At 60.7% G+C, this 22,886-nt stretch carries 18 protein-coding genes; 6 read left to right on the top strand and 12 right to left on the bottom strand.

The features are described from left to right. Positions 1-68: 68 nt before the first annotated feature. Positions 69-884 carry a Crp/Fnr family transcriptional regulator gene (locus KZJ38_RS26210; RefSeq protein WP_219802769.1) on the top strand — a complete coding sequence of 272 codons (816 nt, stop codon included), beginning with the start codon at positions 69-71 and terminating at the stop codon, positions 882-884. Here KZJ38_RS26210 and KZJ38_RS26205 read toward each other — a convergent pair. From KZJ38_RS26205 to pgaA, 4 genes are read right to left on the bottom strand one after another with little or no spacing between them, the layout of a single operon-like run. Beyond that, complete coding sequence (locus KZJ38_RS26205; protein WP_246642018.1) at positions 820-1,446, bottom strand: Biofilm PGA synthesis auxiliary protein PgaD; 627 nt, start codon at positions 1,444-1,446, stop codon at positions 820-822. The two genes, KZJ38_RS26210 and KZJ38_RS26205, sit on opposite strands and share 65 nt — an antisense overlap. Next, entirely contained in the window at positions 1,439-2,695 is a 1,257-nt protein-coding gene (gene pgaC, locus KZJ38_RS26200; RefSeq protein WP_219803638.1) for a poly-beta-1,6-N-acetyl-D-glucosamine synthase, read from the bottom strand. The genes KZJ38_RS26205 and pgaC overlap by 8 nt, the downstream gene beginning before the upstream one ends. After that, positions 2,692-4,776 (bottom strand): poly-beta-1,6-N-acetyl-D-glucosamine N-deacetylase PgaB, encoded by a 2,085-nt coding sequence (pgaB, locus tag KZJ38_RS26195; RefSeq protein ID WP_219802767.1) that lies wholly within the window; start codon positions 4,774-4,776, stop codon positions 2,692-2,694. Before pgaB ends, pgaC begins: the two co-directional genes overlap by 4 nt. A 19-nt stretch (positions 4,777-4,795) precedes the next feature. Further along, entirely contained in the window at positions 4,796-6,844 is a 2,049-nt protein-coding gene (gene pgaA / locus KZJ38_RS26190) for a poly-beta-1,6 N-acetyl-D-glucosamine export porin PgaA (RefSeq protein ID WP_246642017.1), read from the bottom strand. A gap of 874 nt (positions 6,845-7,718) precedes the next feature. Here pgaA and KZJ38_RS36745 point away from each other — a divergent pair. The 4 genes from KZJ38_RS36745 to grxC all read left to right on the top strand — a co-directional run bounded on the left by KZJ38_RS36745 (position 7,719) and on the right by grxC (position 10,787). Further along, complete coding sequence (locus tag KZJ38_RS36745) at positions 7,719-8,303, top strand: hypothetical protein (protein ID WP_246642016.1); 585 nt, start codon at positions 7,719-7,721, stop codon at positions 8,301-8,303. Between the two features lie 183 nt (positions 8,304-8,486). Beyond that, entirely contained in the window at positions 8,487-9,146 is a 660-nt protein-coding gene (locus KZJ38_RS26180) for a hypothetical protein (RefSeq protein ID WP_219802764.1), read from the top strand. A gap of 185 nt (positions 9,147-9,331) precedes the next feature. After that, positions 9,332-10,336 (top strand): AraC family transcriptional regulator, encoded by a 1,005-nt coding sequence (locus KZJ38_RS26175; protein WP_219802762.1) that lies wholly within the window; start codon positions 9,332-9,334, stop codon positions 10,334-10,336. Between the two features lie 184 nt (positions 10,337-10,520). Beyond that, a complete protein-coding gene (gene grxC / locus KZJ38_RS26170) occupies positions 10,521-10,787 on the top strand; it encodes a glutaredoxin 3 (RefSeq protein WP_219802760.1) in 267 nt (88 codons plus the stop codon). Positions 10,788-10,814: 27 nt separating this feature from the next. Here grxC and KZJ38_RS26165 read toward each other — a convergent pair whose 3' ends face one another. The 8 genes from KZJ38_RS26165 to KZJ38_RS26130 form a co-directional block, all read right to left on the bottom strand. Further along, positions 10,815-11,879, bottom strand: coding sequence for a S1C family serine protease (locus tag KZJ38_RS26165; RefSeq protein ID WP_219802759.1), 1,065 nt, complete (start codon positions 11,877-11,879; stop codon positions 10,815-10,817). Positions 11,880-11,975: 96 nt separating this feature from the next. Further along, positions 11,976-12,623, bottom strand: a complete 648-nt coding sequence (gene folE, locus KZJ38_RS26160; RefSeq protein WP_219802757.1) for a GTP cyclohydrolase I FolE — start codon at positions 12,621-12,623, stop codon at positions 11,976-11,978. Positions 12,624-12,771: 148 nt separating this feature from the next. Then, the gene (locus KZJ38_RS26155; RefSeq protein WP_281425873.1) at positions 12,772-13,803 is read right to left on the bottom strand and encodes an ABC transporter ATP-binding protein; all 1,032 of its coding nucleotides are present in this window, start codon (positions 13,801-13,803) and stop codon (positions 12,772-12,774) included. Next, positions 13,803-14,798 (bottom strand): ABC transporter ATP-binding protein, encoded by a 996-nt coding sequence (locus KZJ38_RS26150; protein ID WP_219802756.1) that lies wholly within the window; start codon positions 14,796-14,798, stop codon positions 13,803-13,805. The genes KZJ38_RS26155 and KZJ38_RS26150 overlap by 1 nt, the downstream gene beginning before the upstream one ends. Position 14,799: 1 nt before the next feature. Next, positions 14,800-15,714, bottom strand: coding sequence for an ABC transporter permease (locus KZJ38_RS26145; RefSeq protein WP_425518415.1), 915 nt, complete (start codon positions 15,712-15,714; stop codon positions 14,800-14,802). Between the two features lie 4 nt (positions 15,715-15,718). Continuing rightward, complete coding sequence (locus KZJ38_RS26140; RefSeq protein ID WP_219802754.1) at positions 15,719-16,657, bottom strand: ABC transporter permease subunit; 939 nt, start codon at positions 16,655-16,657, stop codon at positions 15,719-15,721. Between the two features lie 15 nt (positions 16,658-16,672). Continuing rightward, a complete protein-coding gene (locus tag KZJ38_RS26135; protein WP_219802752.1) occupies positions 16,673-18,289 on the bottom strand; it encodes a peptide ABC transporter substrate-binding protein in 1,617 nt (538 codons plus the stop codon). Between the two features lie 240 nt (positions 18,290-18,529). Continuing rightward, a complete protein-coding gene (locus KZJ38_RS26130) occupies positions 18,530-21,190 on the bottom strand; it encodes a TonB-dependent receptor plug domain-containing protein (protein ID WP_425518437.1) in 2,661 nt (886 codons plus the stop codon). Between the two features lie 1,066 nt (positions 21,191-22,256). Here KZJ38_RS26130 and KZJ38_RS26125 point away from each other — a divergent pair. Next, a complete protein-coding gene (locus KZJ38_RS26125) occupies positions 22,257-22,868 on the top strand; it encodes a MotA/TolQ/ExbB proton channel family protein (protein ID WP_219802749.1) in 612 nt (203 codons plus the stop codon). Positions 22,869-22,886: the final 18 nt, after the last annotated feature.

Genomic DNA, 22,886 nt, shown 5'->3' with positions numbered 1-22,886 from the left:
TACGATGAAATTCCGTTCCGCCGCCGCGTGTTGGCCGCGCGCGCTCAACATCTCACGAGCAAAGCACCATGAATCGAGACAAGCTGCTTGCCCCTGCCCAGATGAAGCATGCGTCCGAACCCCTCATGTCCGGCCTGTCGACAGCATCCGGCATGCGCTTCGGCGACTACGACAGCGTGCTTACGCAACTATCGCGCCGCCTGCACCTGCTCGAACGCGCCGACGACTTCGTTTGCATCGACCTGCACGCCGGCCAGGTGGTGTGCGACTGCAACGAAGTCTTTCATCACGTGTATTTCCCCCTCACGGCCCACCTCGCGCACGAATGCATTCTCGACGACGGCCGCTCGATCGAACTCGTCACGATCGGCCGCAACGGCTTTGCAGGGTGGCCCGTCATCATGCGCACCGGATCGATGCCGTTTCGCACGATCGTCACGGCGTCGGGCACGGCGTTTCGCTGCAGCGAAGCGTCGCTGCTCGCCTGCCTGAAAGAAGAGCCGTGGGTCGAAGCGCGCATGCTGCAGTACGTGGAACTGGTGTTCGCCGAAATGTCGCAAATGGCCGCATGTACGCGGCTCCATTCGATCGAACAGCAGGTTGCATGCCGTCTGCTCACGCTTGCGGACAGTGGCCGCGCGTCGCGCATCGAGACGTCGGCCGTGTCGCTTTCGCGCGCACTCGGCGTGACCGCGCGCTCGGTGCGCTCCGCGCTGCACGCGCTCGGTGTGGCCGGCGTCGTGAGCCACGATCGCCACGGCGTGCTGATCCAGCAGCGCGCCGCGCTCGAGCAGCGTTCATGCGAGTGCTATCGCGTCCTCAAAGCTCTGTATCGGTCATCGGACGACTCCCCATCACATAGCGAACCCGGATCGGCATATTGACCGGCATACGCGGTCCGTCGTGCGCGGTGTCGTACCAGCGAAGCTGAGACGGGTCCGCGCCGATCGGCACGTCGGACGGCCCTTCGTCGTCCCCCTCCACTTCAGGCTCCGACATCGCACGCAGCGCCGCGATAAACCCGTTTGCATCGTGCGATGCGATAAAGACGCGCGCGACCGCGCCTCGGCATTTAAGCGAAGCGGCCGCGAATGGCCCCGGTTCGACGGTCAGGCCCGCCGTGCGTCGCAACAGCCGTTGCATGCGGGAACGCGACGCGAACGGGTGAGCGACGCGCGACACGATCATCCACACCACCAGTGCGGCCGCGATCGTCCCGATTGCCGCCATATACGACAACAACTGCTCGACCGGTAGTTCATTCTCGTTGAACGGCATCAGATAGCGATACGTATAGACGCCGATTGCGGCCCACAGCGATCCCACCGTAGCAGGACGTATCAGGCGAAACCACACGACCTGCAGCAAACCTAGCTTGACTCCTTTATCCGCGATGATCTGTTGGGGCGTGCGCAGCGACAGGTCGATGACAGGGGCGTTATTCATGCTGGATTCCTCGGTCAGGGCTAGTCCACACCGCACGTTTGCCACGGCGGCGCAGAACGATGGAAGGCAAGGCAATCACGGTGGTGATCATGTTGATCAGCCAGAAAGCAAGCGGGTACCACACGGTGTCCATGAAATAGAACAGAAGCTTTTCGTCGTACTGGCGATCGATCATGCAACCGATAATCAGCTGCAACACGCAGGTTGCGACGAGCAGCATGCCGTGCCAGTGAGGCAGCAGTGAAATGTGCCAGTCGGCCGGCAACGGCACGATCATATTGACGAGGCCAAGCAGCATGACGAACGTCATCGAATACGCCCACGCGATACCGAGCAGATATTCGATGAACAGCGGCCACATCATGATCATCGAAGGCCTGGCGATTTGCGGCGCGTATTTGAGCAGCACCTGTATGCCGCCTTTGGCCCAGCGCAGGCGCTGGCGATAGAGTCCTCTGAGTGTTTCGGGCATCAGAATCCAGCTCAGCGCGTGCGGCTCGTAGGCGACACGCCAGTCGCGCGTCTGCAGTTTCCAGCTGATATCGATGTCCTCGGTCAACATGTCCGAGCTCCAATAGCCGACATCGGCCAGCGCGCTCTTACGGAACATCGTGATCACGCCGGACACCGTAAAAATGCGCCCATACACCTGCTGGGTGCGCTTGATCAGCCCGACGATCGACGAAAATTCGCCAACCTGCATGCGCCCAAGCAATGACGTGCGGGTCCGAATACGCGGATTGCCGGTCACCGCCCCGACGTTCGGATCGGAGATAAAGTGCTCCAGCATCCATTCGATCGCGTCGCGGCCCAGCAACGAATCGCCGTCGATGCACATCAGGTACGGCGCATCGCTAACCGTTGCGGCCGTCGTCAGACCGATCGCCTTCCCTTCGTTCTTCGAATGATGGATCACCGTCAGGCGTGGGATCTCCTTCGCGAGTTCGTTGAGAATCGCGCCCGTCCCGTCCTTGCTGCCGTCGTTCACCGCGATGATGTCGTAGTTCGCGTAGCCGAGATTCGCCAGGTGATAGATCACGCGCCGCACATTCGATTCTTCATTGAAGCACGGCACGATCACCGACACCTTCGGCATGCCGGCTGCAACCAGCGCCCGATGCGAACGGGCACGTCCCTTCTCTAGCGCCAGGTAGTGAACCAAACCTCCGATCATCCAGAAATACGACATAAAGAACGGGTAGAAGAAAATGAAATCCTGCAAACGGCTGATCAGGTCGTGCGTCATCAGCGGGTCACTCCTTTAGCCTGCTGCGCCTGAAGGAGCGCATTGATCGAAGTCGGATCGAGCCGCGCGCGCAGCGACATGACGTCGATCATGGTTTGCAACTGCGGGGTGTCGGTCGCGAAGCGGTCCGTGTAGTAGCCGAAATTCACCACGCCGCGCTGACGCAAATAACGCATTTCGGCAAGCAGCTTCTCGGTCGGAACATCGGCGCCCGTTTGCGGATCGATCACCGGCAACTGGAATACGGTCTGCCGCAGGGCGTTCGGTGTCGCCGAAGTGACGTCCGCGAGCGCGTCGAGCCGGCTGTTGACGCTGTTGCCGTAGCGCTCGCCACTCGGCATCGCGAGCAAAGCGACGAAATGGTATGCCCGCAGATACCCTTCGTAGCTTTGCGAAAAGCGCGCGGGCCCGTTCGGATCGAGTAGCACGTCCGCGTAAAGATCGCGCGAGGTCAGCACGTCGCCGCCGTTCTGGCTATCGAGCACGATCTTCTCGAGTTCCGCGGAAAAGTCGATTAGCTCTTTCGTCTTCGCCTGAGTCCAGCGCTTCATCAGATCGGGGTTGGCCCGGATCGTACCGATATCGGCCGGCAGCCCCCACTGTTGAAACGTTTGCGCGGCATGGCGGCCTGCGTCCTCGTAATCGTCGAGCATCGCATCTCCGCCGAACAGCAGACCAGTAAACGCGGTGTACTTGCCGAGGTCTGAATAGATATCGCGGATCATCGCGCGAGCGGCCGGATCGAACGGGCTCAAACGTTCGATCTTCGCGCCGCGCCGATCAGCCGGCGCGCCGGCCGCCGCCGTCACAAGCTCGATCTTGCCCGCCTGCTGCGCCGGCAAACGGAATGCAAGAAGCGGCATCCATGCGTACACCTGCACATTGGCGCGCGTATTCAACTGCCAGGCAGCCCGCGAGAACAGATCGGCCCGCATCGGCAGGTGGCGGTTCGGGAAGTACAGCGCCTCGGCAATCCCTGTATTGTTCGGATCCGAATACGCCTGCAGATAAACCGAGCTCGGCGCCATGCGGTAGATCCGTTCGATCAGCTGGCCGAGCTTCTTTTCACCGCCGTCAGGTTCGTACACATCGTCGAGACTGACGCGCACAACACGTTCGACCGGATTGACCTGACCGCGGTTGGTCGCCGGCTCGCGCATCGACCGTTCGAATCCGCCGACGTCGACGTCATACGTCATCAGAATCCGACGCAGACGATCGAGCGGCACATCGGGCGTATTCGGCCCCGCCTCGAGGCTGAACTGCGTCTGCATGCCAAGCGACGACGAAATGGTCCGCACAGAATGATTTTCGGCGCCGTATGGCCAGACCATCGAACGCACCGTGACGCCGGCATGGTCGTGCAAGCGGCGCAGGCACCCGCTCAGATCGCTTTGCACGCGCGCTTCGAATTCCTCATCGGTTTCGTAGCGCTTCTGATCCTGCAAATACAGATGCGATGTCGCCGCAGGCAACTCGTTGCCTTGCGGATTCGCAATGGCGCCGTGATGCAAGTCGTGCGTGTGCGATGCGAGCTCAACTAATGGAGACTTGGACAACTGCGCGACCTCGTCCCACGACATGAACGTTTCTCTCGGCACTTCGAGCTTGGCGGAAAGACGGATCTTCTGGTTAGGCGGCGTATCGGTCCACGACGTCACAATGCCCATCACCGCCGGGAAGCGGAAACGTTCGAGCAGCGGCAACACCTTCGTGTAGTGGCTGCGAAAGCCATCGTCAAAAGTGAGCATGACCGAGCGCGGTTGCAACGGCTTGACACCCGAGCGCGAGTCTACGACGTCCTTGACCGTGATCGGATGGTAGCCATTGTTCTGCAGCCACGAAAAGATCGACGTCAAGGTTCCCGTATCGACCGCATACGGGTCGATCATGTTCTGCGAGTTGAACGAAGACAGCAGGTTGTCCCGAACATCGTGAAAACAGATCACTCTGAACGTCTTGCCATCGGCCGGATCCGATGGCGGAAGTATGTCGATCAATTTCGCTGGTGCCAGCTTTGGAAATAGTGAACAACCTGCCAGTGCTCCAAGACAACCACAAATAAAGCGTCTGCGCGACTGCATCGTCGAACCCCCAAAAACGTTAGAACGGTACGGTGAGCAATGCGTATGCGGTTTCTGACGTTTCCTGCTCTCCGTCATAGGCATGCCGGCCAACGCCGATGCCATAGGTCAAGGTGATGTCGTGGCTGAAAGTCCACACATGTTCGATCCGCGCAGCCCAAAAGCCACTCGTGCCGAACCCCCGCTGGTTATAGGGGCCTCCCGATATATAAAAACGTTGCAGCAATGAACGCTCCCCGCTTCTCCATACAGACCATTGATGCACGATGCCAAACTCGCCTGAATAGTCGCGCGACGGGCTGAAGTAAGGGGTGTTCTGCAGCGTGTTGCTGCTCGTGCCGAAGCGCAGCGTCGCATTGATCTGCTGATTCGGCAGCGTTAGGAGGCGCTGCGACCCGCCGATCGAAATCTCCTGGTGAAAGTTCTCGTCGCTATAGCGGCCGACCGTATAGCCGATATCCGCCGTACGCCGTTCGCCGTCCGCATAGCTGAATCCAACCTGCCCCGTGCGCCCGAAGATATGACTGACGTAAGCCTTCGCTGGCAATTCGTTCGAATCGCTATCGAAGCCGGCGGTCGCCTTGAAGAAGTCGTTAAACACATATTCGACTTCGCCGTTGCCGCCTGTTCGTCCATCGGGTCCCGTCGAGCGCGATACTTCAGCCTGCACGGTCAGCGGTCCTTGACGAAAATCTCCGCCGACACCATTGCGGATACGTTGCAGCCTGCCCAGGTCCGTTAGCGCCCACAAATAGTAGTTGTGAGCGAAGATACGCCAGAAGTCGTAGATCGGTGGTGAATAGACGTACGTATCTGCACTGAATTCTTCGTCGGCAATCGCAGCCGCGCCGTGTTCGGCGTTTAGCGTCGTTGAAAATGTCGGGGCGCGCCACGCGTTGTAATCGCGCTTGAAGTTCCGCACCGAGCCGTTCTCGGGAAACGTATCGTCGAACGCGGCATTGATCTGCGTAGCGTTCCGATAGTCGCCGGTGTTAAGCGAGGTACGGCCGAGGCCAGCCAAGGCCTCGATATTGTCCGGGTGATCGTTAAGCGTGGCCACATACATTTGTTTCGCAAGACGATTTCGGCCCTTGCCGAGCTCCGCATCGGCTTCAGCGTTACGTATTTCCGCGCTAAACGGCACCTGCTGTTTAAGACGATCGAGCTCAGCGAGCCCTGCATCTGTCTGACCAACATAAATCAGATACTGCGCACGCAACCGATTGAGCCGCAGATAATCGTCATTGGCAAGATCCCACGGTCTCACCTGGTTGGGCGGCGGCAACGATGCGCTGATTTCGTCGAGCACCTTACCGGCTTCGACAAATTTGTTCTGATCCGTCAGCGAGTAGAACAGCCCTTCGCGCAAATCGATCGGCCTTGTGCGCGATCCGTATTGATAGCCGCGCGTAGCCGGATCGGTACTTGCCGCGGTCTCTTGCGCAATCGCACGGCGGTACGCGATTTCCGCCTTACCGGGCTGATTCACATAGCTATACGCTTCGCCTGCCGAAGCAAGTGCTTCAACCGATATGGGTTGATTCTCGGGTATCGACTCATATGACGATATGGCCTTTTCCATTTCGCCGCGGCCCGCGTAGGCCACCGTCAGGTCTCCAGCGAGCGAGTAACGCACTTGCTGATACTCGGGCGTGTTCGGCAAACTCGCCAGCAGATTGTCAGCAGCCTTTAGCGCTGTGTCGAGTCCGTCGAAGCGATCGGGGCTCGTCATCGCACGCGCTTTATCTCGTCCGCCTCTAACCTGCTGACGAATGGAAAGTTCTTCAAGCTGTGCAATATCTACTGGAGTGAAGATATCGGGCCTTGCTTTCGCCTCCTCGAGCGCTTGAATCGCGCCGCCTCCCGTTGCCAGACCGAACACTTCCGTCCGTATCGTGCTGGCGGATTGCGGACCGCCTGTGCTCGCTGAAGGAAGCGTCGTTGCGGGTGCAGATGCAGGCGTGGGTGCCTGCGCAGGCGTCTCTGCAGCCGGCGCTTGTTGAGCAGGTGCCTGATCGACCGGTGTTTGTTGAGCCGGCGCGGCAGCAGGTGTTAAGGAAGGCTCCATCGGACGTTGCGTTTGCGATTCAGGCATTTGTTCAGCCGGCTGCTGAGCTTGCTGAACCGGTTGAACCGCTTGGGTCGATTGAGCGATGGTCGAGGTGTGCGTGACGGCCTGCGCTTCCGCGACGTCGTTAGGCTCGCGTGCGCCTCCATTCTCCGCTTCCACCGCAGAGCACATTGACGAAAGAAACAGAAGCATAAGGGGCGCACATGTCGCTAACGAGATGCAGTTGGCCGGATGAGACCGCTTCGGCTGAGCAAGCACTGCATAAAGACGCTTTTTTTGAGCGTTCACGATGTGTCCTTAACGTTGAGTGCATTGTTCTGAAGGACTGCTTGTTTTGAAGGAGTCGAGACCGTGCACGTTAAGCGACATCCATGCCATTGCGTAACCATCACGCGATACGCGAGACGAAATGGGATTAGCAGTCATTTCGCGAGGCTTGCGTTTCATCTGCGATACAACCCCGAGATATGCGATTTTCCTTGATGCTCAAAGGCCCGACACGAAAACGTGCTGATGCCGACGATACGGAAACAGCGCACAGACTCGCGCATCTCGTGCGTGTTACTGACGAGCATCGTATGAGGTCGAGCGCACGCTACGGCGAGCGTTCCGCAGCCAAAGGCCGTCAAACGTACTATCTTTGACGCGCTTGAACATCGCCGATCGCTTCACCGCGCACAAACTTCGCCGGGCTTTCTCAGACGTGTCGAAGATGTTTCATTTTTGATTCATGGTTGTGCTCGCATCACGAAGCACGTGCGCAAATCGTTTCATCCGCGCAAAACGGAAACCTTTCGTTACAACGATACGTCGCGAAAGATTAGTCGTTACGGATAGATGATATGCATCCCTGATTAATACAAAGCAATTTTTGCTGGCGCTTTTCGATTGCGTTTTGTGGTCCCTGTTCGTTATGCTTTCCTTTCCACGATCCGAGGAGGTCGTCATGTGTGTTGTCATAAATACAAGTAAAGACCAAGGTTCAACGCCGGCGGGACGGGTGTACTCGCTGGCAGTCATTGCTATTGCAGCTGTTGCGTTAGGCGGGCCCGCGATTGCCGCCGCGCAGGACGCGGCATCCGCACCGGCTGCGTCCATATCCGCTGCATCGTCGTCGGAAGCAGCGGGTGCATCGGGGGCGAACTCCGAAGCACAAGAAATGCTGTACTACGTGTGCGGTCAGGCGGGTTTCGAAAAAACCGTGGTTTCGCCTGACCCGAAGCATCCGTTCAACCTCGGTATCACCTTCGTTGCACAACAGAACGGCGCACCGCTTTCAGACGTCGCGGTTCGTTTGCGGCGGCATGGAAGAGTGTTGATGGATTTTGTCGCGGGCGGGCCACGCTGCCTGTTCTCGGTGCCTTCCGCGAGCTATCGTATTGAAGGCACCTATCATGGTGAGATGAAGTTCGAAATTGTCGAAACAGGAACGTTTGATACGCAGATCAAGTGGTAATTCGCGCCCTGTGCACCGATGGTGTCGCGTATGCGCCTCCGCCGTCGCACAGGGGTTTTCGCCTCTCGTTTACAGGTCGTACGCGCGTCCGTTCACAAGAAGAAGCAACTGCGTTGTCCCGGCGTCGCCGGGACAGGTCACGCCTGTTGCCGCCGTGATGCGCTAGCCTGCCGGAGCAACATCGTGAGTACCGACAGACTTTCATCAGACACGCCGACACTCGGCAACGTAAAAGCCGGACCGAAGGCTGCAACGCCTGCCGCTAACGCGAGCGCATCCGCGCCGCGGCAGAATGCGGTTTTACGCTGGGTCTCATGGGGACCCGGCAGCAGCGCGGCGCTCAGCATCGTGTGCTTCGTCGTGATTCTCGGCGCCGTCATCGGTTTTCAACATACCGGACCCAAACAGGCGGCTCGCGAAGACGCGCCGCAGCAGGCCGCGACGCAGAACATGCGCGAACAGCACGCGCGCAGCGGCGACGATGCGTCGGCAAGCAGCGCGCCGGCCGTCGCCATGCCGATTGCCACGCAAAGTGCCGCGATGCCCACCACCACCGTCGACGCATCGCTGGCGCGCGCGCGTGCATGCGCGGCCGCATCGCACTGGAATTGCGTGCTCGACGCCGCGAGCGGCGTGCTCGCAATTCAGGAAGGCAATGCGGAAGCGCAGTCATTACTGCAACGAGCGATTGTCAACGGTGGTTGGGCGACCGAAACATCGTCGATCACGCGCGAAGCTGCCAATGCGGCGAGCGGCGCTGCCGCACCCGCGTCGCGATCCCACGCGCGGCGGCATTGGCACACTGCGGCACGCCGCAGCAAATCTTCGGAAGACGATGAGTAACAGAAGCGCCTGCCGCCTGGCGCGCAGCCCCCTCGCTGCGCGCCGCCATCTGTTTTAGTAGAATCGGACAACATTGCACGACGCCGCCTTGCGACCTGGTGCCCCGCACGTAGCCACGCCGGGCGTAACGTCGCCACGCCGCGTGCACACCTCCGAACCACTACAACAGAACAGATGCGGCGCTTATGGATTTGTTAAGCCGTCTTCTTTCGCTGATGCCAGTCAGCGGCCGGCTCGAAATACGCTGCCACTTCGGCGCGCCGTGGGCCATCGAGGAAGAAACCGCCGGCATGCGCGAGATTCCGTATCACGTGCTGCTCTCCGGCACCGCGGTAGTCGAGGACGGCAATGGACCGCCCGAGCGCATCGTGGCCGGCGATATCGTGCTTTTTCCCACCGGTAGCGCGCATCGCATCCATGACGGCAGCGGCATGTCGCCGAAGCCTCCCATCGAACGGCGGAACGAATCGCTGCTGATCGTCGAGAGCGGTGACCCGGGCGTCACCGCGGATCTGCTATGCGGACGCTTTCTGGTCGGCGCGGTGCCGGACCGTCTGTTGCGCGATCATTTGCCCGGTCGGCTCGTCGTGCATAGCACACCGCGACATGCGGCCGCCGACAACGATTCGACTCACGACGCTGCCTCGTCCGGCGCCGGCACGCGCCTCACGAGGCTCATCGAACTGATGCGCGAAGAAGCCACCGATCAAGGCCCCGGCAGCGAGACGCTCGTCAATCATCTGTCGGCCGCGCTATTCGGCCTCACGCTGCGTTTCGCCACTGAAGCATCGGCGCCGCACGGATTGCTCGCACTGGCTGGCCGGCCGCGTCTGCAACCGGCGGTCATCGCGATGTTTGACAGACCTGGCGAACCATGGACGCTCGATCAGTTCGCCGCGCTGTGCAACATGTCGCGCGCGACCTTCGTGCGCCAGTTCCAGGAAGCGATCGGCCGCTCGGCAACCGATGTGTTGACCGAAGTCCGCATGACGGTCGCGGGCCGTCTGCTGGTTCAAACCACGCGGCCGGTAGCGGAAATCGGCGAGACAGTCGGCTATCAATCGGACGCCGCGTTCCAGCGTATCTTCAAGCGGCACACGGGCATCACGCCCTCGCGTTGGCGCACAGCGGGCGGTAACGTGCAGGCCAGACAAACCGACGAAGCGGAGATGGACAGCGCCGAGTCGTGACGGCCGGCCGCAGCACCGAAAGATCGTCATCGAGTGCATTGATCCGATCGAGCATGCAAATGAGCCGTTACGCGGTTCACGCAAATACGGCGCGCACCTAAAGTGAAGTCAAGCCAACGCCCACGCGACGGCAACCCACTCACTTGCGGTAACGCGCTTGCGCTCGAACCGGATGACGAACGCCATGAACTCGATCACGATCTACACACGGCCGGACTGCGAATACTGCACGGCCGCCAAAGCGCTTTTGAAACGCAAAGGCGTACGCGTCCACGAAATCAGCGTTGCCGGCACACACGGATCGACGGTTGCGCTATGGCAGCGCGACGTGCACCGCACGGTGCCGCAGATCTACATCGGCGCGTATCACGTCGGCGGCTTCGACGATCTGCAGGCGCTCGACGATTCAGGCCGCCTGGATACGCTGCTCGACCGCGAAGCGGTGCTGTAGTGGCTACGCCATTAGCACCGCGATGCGTCAGCCCGTTTGCTCGACCGGCGTCACGGTCAGTTCGAGCCGTTGCGCGCCGCGCACTACCGTCATGCTCACTGCGCGGTCGATCCGCGACGCGTCGAGTACTCGCTGCAGCGTGTCGACCCCATCCACCGGCAGCGCGTCGATCGACACAATTCTGTCATCGGTTCTAAGGCCCGCCAGCGCGGCGGGGCTGCCCTTGACGACTTCCATCACATGCACCGCGCTCTCCGACGTCAACCCGAAATAGCGCTGCACGCGCCGCGGCAACGCGACCGTCGTACCGGCCACGCCGATATACGCCCGCCGCACGCGGCCATGCGCGAAGATCTGCATGATCACCCACTTCGCGGTATCGATCGCAGTCGAGAAGCAGATCGCCTGCGCGCCCGGAATGATGGCGGTGTTCACGCCGATCACCTGCCCCGCCGAATTGATCAGCGGACCGCCTGAATTGCCCGGGTTCAATGCGGCGTCGGTTTGAATCACGTCATAGATCATCCGGCCCGAATTCGCACGCAACGAACGGCCAAGCGCGGAAACCACGCCGGTTGTAACCGTCTGCTCGAGCCCAAGCGGATTGCCCACGGCAATCGCGATCTGTCCGACACGCAACTTGCCGGAATCGCCGAGTTCGACATGCGGCAGCGGTTCGGCCGAGCCGATACGCAGCACGGCGAGATCAGTATGCGGATCGTCACCGACCAGATCGGCATCGAATTTCGAGCCATCAGCGAGCGTCACGTGAATATGCGTCGCGCCGTGCACGACGTGGCTGTTCGTGAGCAGATAACCGTCAGGCGTGAAGAGAAAGCCCGAGCCGGTGCCGGCACGCGCGGAGCGGCCGTCGGGCAGACGCCGGTCCACGGCGATAAACACAACGGCCGGGCGCACCCGGTCGAGCGCACCAATCACAGTGCGCGAGTAAGCATCGAGTAATACGTCGTCGGACGACGCGGAAAGAATAGGTGAAGCCGGTTCAGGCCCGGCTGGTTGACGTGCGGCCGGCTCCGGACCGGCCTCGGGTACGCCCGATAAATCGTCGATGAAACGGGGACGGCTTCCCATGGCATGGCTCCAGATAAATGGGTCCGCACATGCAGGGCCTTTCAGCTGTTTTTCAAGGGCGAAGCACGCGCAGGGCTGCGCGGCCGCGACCGCTCGCTATGTCCCACGCGAGCCGATCACCCGCAGAAATTCCGCCCGCGCCGCGCTATCGCTCGCAAATTCGCCCGCAAACGACTGCGTCACGACCCGTTCGTCACCACGCCGCACTTCGCCGATCAATTGACACAGTTGTTCAGCTTCGATCACGCAGGCCGCGCCACGCGCATCACCATGCGTCACCAGCGCATTCGCGATCGCGTCGGTCGCCCACTCCTGGTAGACAAGCCGGTGACACATCGCGTCGACGAGCCGCGTCAGACCGCCAAAACCAAACAGGCGCCCGCCCGGCAGATACGCGATATGCGCGACTCCGCGAAACGGCAGCAAATGATGCGGACACATCCCATGCACCGTAATGCCGCTCATGATCACGGCATCGCGGCGCGCATCGGCGAAACCGGAGCCAAGCGCATCGGCGGGCTCGACATCGTAGCCGTCGAGCAAACGCTGTTGCCACAGTTCGCGCACAGTCTGCGCGGACGTGCGCACGTGTTCGCTTTCCATGTCGACGCCCGCTGCCGTCAGCATCGCGGCGACGGCCTTCTCGAACGCGGGCGCGTCGAATGGCTTCACGCGCGCAATACCTGTCGTGGGACGCACGCGCGGTTGATCGTCGCGCACATACTGATATCCGGGGTAAGCCATCGATCGCTCCTTGCGCAGAATCGGGCGGACGTCGCCGCCGGGAATCATCACCCTTCGATAGCTGATAACAGGCCCGAGGAGCTGATATTCCTTTACCGCACAGATGAGCGAATCTGGACGCGATATGGCGTACGCTGAAGCTAACCCACTAGCCTTCGTCGACGCGAATGCAGGCCACATTGCCGCGCCGGAGCGGCCATGCGCGCGCAACGGGCACTTCGCCCGCACACGCATCGATCGACTGCGGGCAGCGCGTGCGAAACACACAGCCGGACGGCGGATCGAGCGGCGAAGGAATTTCGCCGCGCAGCAACGAATGGGCGCGTGCGCGTTCGACAGCAGGATCGGGGGCCGGCACCGCAGCCAGCAGTGCGCGCGTGTAAGGATGCATCGGCGCACTGTAAACGGCCTCTTTCGTACCGAACTCCATGACGCGTCCGAGATACATCACGAGCACGCGATGGCTGATTGCCTTGACCACCGCGAGATCGTGCGCGACGAATAGCAGCGACAATGAAAGCTCGCGTTGCAGATCTCGCAGCAAGTTGACGATTTGCGCCTGAATCGACACGTCCAGCGCGGACACCGGCTCGTCGCAGATCACGAGCCGCGGCTCGCCGATCAATGCGCGCGCAATGCCGACCCGTTGGCATTGCCCGCCCGAAAATTCATGCGGATAGCGCTGCAAGTGGTATGCATTGAGCCCGACGCGTTCGAGCATCGCCTGCACACGCGCGCGCGCTTCGGCGCGGCCGATGTCGGGACGCTGGGTTTTCAGCGGCTCCGCGACAATCTGTTCGATCGTCATGCGCGGGTCGAGCGATGCAAGCGGGTCCTGGAAAATCATCTGAACCTCGCGCCGCAACTGCACAATATCGCGCCGCGCGCCGAATACGGTTTCCTCGCCGCGCCAGCGAACGCTGCCATGCGTGACCGGCGCGAGGCCGATCAATGCACGCGCAAGCGTCGACTTGCCGCAGCCCGATTCGCCGACGAGACCCACCGTCTCGCCGCGCCTGACGTCGAACGACACGCGCTCGACTGCGTGTACCGTCGCGCGCTTCGACCACGGAAGCGCGCGGCGGCCCGCGCGCGCGACACTGAAATGAACCGTCAGGTCTTCCACCGACAGCAACGGCGCGTCGCCGTCGTCGAATTCCATCTGATGACGATGACGCATCACGTCTGCACTCCCACCGGTAAGCCCTCGATTTCAGCGGCCGTTTTGTGGCACGCACGCAATCCGCGTTCGAACGCCAGCAACACGGGACGCTCCGCACGGCATACGTCGCCCGCATGCGGACAGCGCGGCGCAAACGCACAGCCGCTGCCCACGGCGCCCGGCAGCGGCGGATTGCCGGGAATCGTACGCAGCGGCGCGTCGCCCTCGTCGGTCAGCCGTGGAAGTGCGTTGAGCAGTCCGGCCGTATAAGGATGACTCGGAGTCTTGAACAATTCATATGCGCCTGCATGCTCGACAGTCCTGCCCGCATACATCACCATCACGTCGTCGCAGAGTCCGGCAACCACGCCCATGTCGTGTGTGATCAGAATAATCGCAGTGCCGCGCTCGCGATTGAGCTCGCGCAGCAACTCGATGATCTGCGCCTGCACGGTCACGTCGAGCGCCGTGGTCGGCTCATCGGCGATCAGAATATCGGGTTCGCACAGCAAGGCCATCGCGATCATCACGCGCTGCCGCATGCCGCCGGAGAACTCGTGCGGATACATGCCGATACGGCGCGCCGCATCGGGAATCCGCACACGCTCGAGCGCTTCGATCGCCAGAGCGCGCGCTTTGCGACGCGATATTTTCCTATGCAGCTGCAGTGCCTCGGTCATCTGCCGCTCGATGGTCAAAAACGGATTGAGCGACGTCATCGGATCCTGAAAGATCATCGCAATGCGGTCGCCGCGAATACGGTTCAGATCCCGCGCGTTCAAATTCAACAGGTTCTGCCCGCGAAACGACGCTTCGCCCGATACGGCACCGTTCGATGCGCTCAGGCCGAGCAGCGCCATCACCGTCTGACTCTTGCCCGACCCCGATTCGCCGACGATGCCGAGCGTGCGGCCGCTGTCGAGCGAAAACGACACATCCTGTACCGCATCGACCGGCGCGCCGCCGTGGCGCGCAAACCGCACGCCGAGGCGCTTCACTTCCAGCAACGCCATGTCAATGCTCCTTCGGATCGAACGCGTCGCGCAGCCCGTCGCCTACGAAGCTCACGCAATACAGCGTCAGGCACAGCATCGTCGCCGGACAGAGCAGCAGCCATGGCATCGCTTCGAGTTTTTGCGCGCCGTCTTCGACCAGCACGCCCCAGCTCGTCATCGGTTCCTGCACGCCGAGGCCGAGAAACGACAGCACCGATTCAGTCAGCACGATTCCCGGCACCGTGACGCTCGCGTAGACGACCACCACGCCTATCAGGTTCGGCACGATATGCCGCGCGATAATCGCGAGCGGCTGCACGCCGGTCGCACGCGCCGCGTCGACGAACTCACGCGTACGCAATGTCAGCGTCTGGCCGCGCACGACGCGCGCCATATCGAGCCATGAAAACGCGCTGATGGTCAGCACCACCAGGTAGAACGAACGGCCGAACAGCGTCATCATCAGGATCGCGATCAGCATGTACGGAATCGCGTACATCATGTCGACGATGCGCATCATCGCCGAATCGGTCCGGCCGCCGGCGTAACCGGCAATCGCGCCGTACGCCACGCCGAAGAAGCCCGATACGAAGGTGCCCAGCAAGCCGACCTCGAGCGACACGCGGCCGCCTTCGAGCGAGCGCACAAGCAGGTCGCGGCCGACCTCATCGGTGCCGAACCAGTGCATGCCTTGCAACGTCGGGCGCACGCTGATCGCTGACCAGTCGTTATCGATCGCATTGTTAGGTAGCAGTAGCGGGCCGGCGAAACACGCGAGCACGACCAGCAGCAGCGCAACAAGCGCAACGAGCGCCGCGCGGTTGCGCATGAAGCGCGCGCCCGCCATGGCGAGCGGACTGCGCGAGCGAGGCGGTGCGGGTACGGGCGACGCCGAAGACGAGGCCATACCGGCAACGAAAGATGAGCGGCTCATGGTGTTAATACCGGATGCGCGGGTCGAGCCATGCATAAGCAAGATCGACGAGCAGATTGAACAGAACGGCTACGACGGTCGTGAGCACGACGAGACCGAGCACGAGCGTGTAATCGCGATTGATCGCGCCGTTCACGACGAGCTGGCCGAGCCCCGGCAGCGCAAACACCGATTCGGTAACGATCGCGGCCGTGATTGACGAAATGCACACCGAGCCCATCAGCGAGACGACCGGCATCAATGCCGACTTCATCGCGTGCCGGAGCACAATCGTATGTGTCGGCAGCCCTTTTGCACGTGCAGTACGAATGAAGTTGCTGCCCAGCACTTCGATCAAGCTGCCGCGCATGACACGCGCAATCGTCGCGACATTGACCAGCGTCAGCAAGGCGATGGGCAGCACGCGGTACGACCATGCACCGTCGCCCCAGCCGCCCGCGGGCAACCAGCCTTGTCCGCTCGCGGTATGCAGCAGAATCGCGAAAACCCATACGAGCATCGGCCCGAGCACGAACGAAGGCACGACGTTGCCGATATTGCCGAGCACCATCACGCCGTGATCGACGACGCTGTCGCGCCGCACCGCGGCGAGCGTGCCGAAGCCGACACCGAGCGCAAGCGCGATCGGCACCGAAACGCCGCCAATGCCGAGGCTGACCGGCAAGGCCTTGCCCACGAGATCGTTGACGCTCCAGTCGCTATAGCGGAACGACGGCCCGAGGTCGCCATGCAGCAGCGCGCCGAGATAGCGCAGATACTGGCGCCACAGCGGCTCGTCGAGGTGATACTTCGCGTTCAGGTTTTGCATGACGACCGAGGAAAGCTTCCGTTCCGAGTCGAACGGCCCACCCGGCGTCAGATGCAGCAGCAGGTAGCAAACGGTAATGACAGCCAGTATGGTCGGAATCGCCCAGAGCGTACGGCGCAGCGTATAAGCGAACATCAGTGCACCTCGCCCCTAGTGTTTGACGATGTACATGTCCTGCGTCACGCGCTGGTCGATGTAGTTCGTCAATGAATAGCCGCCCACGTAGGGTTTTACCAGCCGGTCCGTCGTGTACTGGTAAAGCGGAATCACCGGATAGTCACTCATCGCAAGCGCGTGCGCCTGCGTGAGAAGCGCGGTGCGTTTCGCATCGTCGATCTGCTCGTTTCCTTGGTCGATCAGCGCGTCCACCTGGGGATTGCAATAATTTTCGTCATTCTGAGGACTATTGCAACGAACGAGGTCGAGGAACGATATCGCATCGTTGTAGTCGAGAAACCAGCCATTGCGGGCGACCTGCGTCTTGCCGTCATGACGCATCTTGAGCAAAACCTTGTATTCGACGTTTTCGAGCTTTACGTTGACGCCGAGCTTCGTGCGCCATTCGGAAGAGACGAATAGCGCGATCTTCTTGTGCCGATCGTTGGTGTTATACGTGAGCGTTAGGGTCAGCGGTTTTGCGTCCCCATAGCCCGCGTCCTTCATCAGGCCGCGTGCATAGTCGACGCGCTTTTGCATCGGCCAGGACGCCCAATCGGGCTTGAACGGTTCGGCGCCCTTCGTGCCCTTCACAACCAGACCGTACGCGGGCAATTCGCCCGACTGTATCAGCCTCGAGGTCAGCAGATCGCGGTCGATCACCATCGAAAGAGCCTGGCGCACCCGCTTGTCGCGCAGTGCCGGATCTTTGTTATTCAGGTTGTAGTAATACGTGCCGAGCGCGAGTCCGGGCTTCAGCTCGCTGCCGAACTGCTTGCTTAATTGGGGATAACCGCCCGACGCAATCGAGTACGTAAAGTCGAACTGACCCGCCTGATACATACGCTGCGAAGTTTCGTCGCTTTCTATGGGCAAGTACGTCACCTTGGCGATCTGCACGTTGCGCGTGTCCCAATACTTGTCGTTCTTCAAGAGAACGATATGGTTATTCGGCTGCCAGTCCGATAGCACATACGCGCCATTACTCACCATATTACCGGGGCGTGTCCAGGCATCGCCGTATTTCGCCACGACATCGCGGTTGACGGGCACCATGTTCGACTTCGCTACGACGTCGGGAAAGAACGATACGGGCGTTTCGGTCTTGACTTCGAGCGTGTACGGGTCGGGCGCGCGCACGCCGAGCGAGGACGGCGCCGCCTTGCCCGCGATAATCGCTTTTGCGTTCTTCACGAATTCAACGAGGATCGTGTATTTCGAGCCGGTCTTCGGATCGGCATTGCGCTGCCACCCGTAGATAAAGTCGGCCGCCGTGACAGGCTGCCCGTTGCTCCAGCGCGCGTCGTGACGCAGTTTGAAGACCCAGGTATCGGGCGCGGTACGCGTCCAGGATTGTGCGACACCGGGCACGACATCGCCGGCCGCATCGACGCGCGTCAAACCCTCGAACAGATCGCAGCCGATCGTATTGGCGATGACGGTTTCGATATGCGCGGGATCGAGCGACTCGACCTCCGATTGCGCATCGCGCGTCATTTCCTGCTGCGCCGCGAGCGTCACACCCGCGGGAATCGTGGCAGCCGGCGCACGGCCGGCGAACGAAACGACGAGCGCGCCGAGCGCCGTCGCGAATAGAAGCTTCAATTTCATAGGCGATTTCAACGGAAACTCCCCAAACGAACCAGGCTGCGCGCCTTAAGTCGGTCTCGTTACATCAAACAAAAAAACCGGCGGTGCGCGCAGCACCGCCGCCAAGCCCCTTCATCCGAAAAGAACCGCAGAAAGAGCGAGAGGAGACCACATCACCATCTACACAACTCCGACACAACAGCTACACAACAACCGCACTGCCGCCGGCGCACTGCATGCCGGCGATTCGAAGCACTCCGTTTAGAAGCGATACGTCGCGCCGATCTGGAAAGTCCGGCCCATATCGGTGTAAAGCGACTGGTCGTAACCGGTGATGTCCGGATACGACTGCCATTCCACGTCGAATGGCGGCGAGCGGTCGAACAGGTTCGTGATGCCGCCGTAGATCGTCCAGTGCTTGAACCCGGTGTACGACGCGATCAGGTTGAACTGGCTATACGACGCGACCGACAGCGTGCCGCCGTCGCCGAACTCTTCCGCCACCGCGTTCGTGTACGGGCCCGTGTACTGCCACGTCAGCGTCGTCGTGAACTTGTGGTAATCCCACGTCAGGCTCGTATTGCCCTTCCAGCGCGGATTGCTCGCGCCGAACGGCTGCAGGAAGGCGAAGTTGTTGCCGGCGAAGTCCTGCGTCGGCTGGCCCGGCGAATTCAGCTTGAAGTGCCATACATACGCCCAATCGCCTGAGAGCGTGAACGTGCCGACCTTCGTGCCGACCGACTTGCGGAAGTTGAAATCGAAGCCGTCCGTATCGAGCGAACCGAGATTCACGTATTGCTGGTTGATGAAACTGATCGTGCCGTCCGGATTACGGATCACCACCGACGGATCGTTCGCCTGCAATATCGCATTCGGATCGTTCGTGCCGATTACGCCGTCGATGTGGATCTTGTAGAACGCCGCACCGATATCGGTCGAACGGTCCGGCGACAGTTCGAAACCAATGTTGTAGTTCTTCGTGCGCTCCGGCTGCAGATCCGGATTGCCGTTGATTCGCTCGGTCGTGAAGTGCGTCGTCGGCGTGCCGCTCGGATCGTTCGGATCGCTCAGGTTCTGGTGAGCCAGATAGGCTGCCTGCGAATTCTCCACCAGCGTCGGCGCGCGGAAGCCGCGGCTATACGACGCGAAGGTCGTGAATGCCTGGACCGGCTGGAAGCGCAACGCGAAGTTCGGCGAGAACGCGCCGCCGAAGTCGCTATAGTGGTCGTAGCGTCCCGACTGGGTAAACGTCAGGTTGTGCACGATCGGAATTTCGACCTGGTAGTAGACTGCCGCGACATTGCGCGAACCGTCGACGATCTGCACCTGCGCCGGCGTGACGATGCCTTGCGACGACAGCGTGCGCGGATTGATCACTGAGCTTTGGTGGCTGAATTCAGAACCGAAGCCGAGACCGACGTTGCCGCCGGGCAGCGTGAACAGGTTGCCCGTCGAGATCTTCGCATTGACGTCGTCGAGCTTCGAGATCGCCTGCTGGTCGTCCTGCGAGAAGAGCCCTGCAGTGCCGTTCGGCGTGGCCGCCGGATTTGCGAAATTGAATACCCCATTGGCGAGGATGTTCTGCACGCCGGCCACATTGAGTTCATTCGAGTAACTCGTATCGACCGTGCTTTGCGAATGTCCGTAGTCGACCTGCCAGTCCCAGTCGCCGACCTTCGGCGTGGTGAACGAGCCCCTCACGCCGGTCGACGCCTTCCAGAACGTCGACACCGTATCGGCGACGATCGTGTGGTCCGGGAACGTGTAGTTGATCGCGGTCGGCACGCCGAACGGATTGAACGGATTGGTTGCCGCGACTGTTCGGTCGAGCGGCGACACCGAGCCCGTTGCCGGATTGAACACGTTCGACAGGCTGCTGATCGCGGCCGGCCCTTGCAGCTGAACCGTCTCGTCGCGGCTGAACCACAAGTCGCCATAGGCCTGCGTGTTGTCGTCGACCTTGAACGTGCCGTGCACTTTCGCATTCCAGCGCGTGGTCGCTGGCATCAATGAGGTCTGCGACGCCGGGTTGTGCACGCATACGTCGCCATTGGAGTTCGTGCCCGGCGGACACGGATTGATCGGCACGGTGCTGCCGTCGGCGAGTTGCCAGTTCGACTGCTGGTTCGGACCGAGCGGCCCCGCATGGCCACCAGGGAACGACGAAAAATCCTGATTCGCCGTCATCGAACGATCACCGAGCGTCGAGCCGGAATCGCGATACCAGCTCGCGGCCGCCGTGATGTTGTAGCGATCCGAGTTCAGATCGCCGAAGCCGCCGAGCACGCTTAAGCTGCCCTGGCCGTCGCCGGGGTGCTGCGTCTTGCCAGCTTGCGCATCAACCTGCAGCCCCTGGAAGTTCTTCTTCGTGATGATGTTCACGACACCCGCGATCGCATCCGAGCCGTATTCCGACACCGCGCCCGTCTTCACCACCTCGATGTGGTCGACGATGTTGAGTGGAATCGAGTTGACGTCGAAGAACGTATCGGTGAAGTTCACCGGCACCGCGTAGTTCGCGACCCGTTGACCGTCGATCAGCACGAGCGTGTATTTCTCGCTCAGGCCGCGCAACGCAATGCCGGCGCCGCCAGGCGCGGTGCTGTTCATCGTCGATTGCGACCAGCTGCTTCCGGAGTTGGCCGCCATGCCGCGCAGGAAGTCGGCCACCGTCGTATAGCCGCTCTGCTCGATTTCCTTCGGGGTGATGGTTTGGACTTCGATACTCCCGACCTTGTCGGACGTGCGGATCAGCGAGCCGGTTACTTCCACTTTTTCGAGCTTGCTGACCGGCGCCGATGCGGCCGGCGTGCCGCTTGCCGCAGCTGCGGGAGGGGACGCGGTATCCGGTTGGCTTTGCGCATACGCGGCCGGAATGCATACCGCCGTCAACATGAGCTCGGCACCTATGATTCTCGTCATCGCCGAGACCAGTTTCTTCTTTTTCACTTGCTCTCCTGCTTGTTGTAGAGGCCACCTTCATTGAACGATCCGCGCCGCGCGCGAGTTGCGCGCGGCGCGGCCGTGCGAAGTCCGATGTGATCGGCGAGTTCGTCGCCGCCGGTACCTATCCCTGGATCCCTGGTCTCGCACGTCCCGTCCAGCACGCCTTGCCGATCGTGTCGGGCGCGTGCTGGCTTTTAAAGCGAGCGCAGCGTAAGCAGGACGCATGCCATGCAAAACCGAGTCGCAGCCTCGTCAACTTCATCGAGAGCTATTGATTTGCGCGCAAGTGATTGATTGATCGCGCTTTAATGGCGACACAAAAAGACACTGATGAAATTCAGGACTCGCGCTCGCGCGATTAACACAGCCGAGGCTAAAGCGTTATAAGAATATTTACCGCGATCGCGTTTATCTTTTTTCCGCGTTGGTGCGCCATTCGCACCTGTCGAATGCGCATTCCTTCAAAGCGGTGCATGCGGTTTTATACAATCCGAAACGCATTTATTCACCGAAAGCGGGCAGAAAAGCGATGAAAGAAAACTTTGTAAATGTATTGCGCGTGCATCTTGTTTAGCCAATACCATCAATGGCTCGATCAATTCTCACATCAATTTTAGCAAGCTTTCTCTTTAAAATAATTGTAAGAAACTTGTCTATCTGCCAAGCCTTAATTGCACCACTCGACGGCAGTTTTATTCACCAGCACCAACTTGATACCGGCAAATCATCAAATGGCGCTTTGAAATTCTCCAGAGAAGATTTGAACCGCATTCACACCCTCGACTCAAGTGTCATTAGCGCGTACGAAAAACCGCTTTAAAACCGGGTGCACAACCATGCGATCGTTCGCCAAGGCCCGTGGCTCCGACATCCTGCTAGTCCAGATGCACCGACCCGCAGGTCTTCATCCCCGCATGCCGCATTCCGCTGGTACGCCCCTTGCATTGCTCGCGACGTTTTTGAGCCGGCCACCCATAAGGGAACCGACAACGAGAAACCCCGCCGTCATGCAACGGTCGATTTGTTCCAACAGGAGTCCGCAGTGCTGAACACGCTCATCACCTACTCGATCCAGTCAATGGGTCTCATCCCCCTGCTCGCCTTCATTTTTCTGATCGGCATCACGATCATCATCGAACGCTTCGTGTTCTTTTCGCGAGCGGTGCGCGCGGGCCACACGCTCGAACACGATCTGAAGCTCGTCGATACGAGTAACCTTGACGATGCTGCCAAGGTTGCCGACCACTACAGCCGGACCGTGCAGGCCGAACTCGTCAGAACGGCGATGAAAGCGAAGGGCAAGAGCGAAGCGCTGGTCGAACGCGAGATCGAAGAAACGATCATGTTCCAGCTGCCGCGCCTCGACCGTAACCTGTGGATTCTCGACACCGCTGTCACGCTTGGGCCGCTGCTCGGCTTGCTCGGCACCATCGTCGGCATGGTCGAATCGTTCAACGTGCTGGGCGCGAGCGGCACCGCGAACCCGAACGGCGTGACAGGCGGCATCGGCCACGCGCTGACCGCCACCGCTTGCGGGCTGACGATCGCGATCATCTGCGTGATCTTCCTCAACTACTTCAACAAGCGCATTCGCATGACAGTCAATCAGTTCGACCTGATCAAGTCGTTGCTCGTCTCGCGCTTTGCCGCCTGACCGGCGCTGGAGGACAGA

This window comes from Paraburkholderia edwinii, from assembly GCF_019428685.1.
Lineage (GTDB): Bacteria > Pseudomonadota > Gammaproteobacteria > Burkholderiales > Burkholderiaceae > Paraburkholderia > Paraburkholderia edwinii.
The sequence above is the reverse complement of the archived record's forward strand: the minus strand, read 5'-3'. Positions and strand labels throughout refer to the sequence as shown.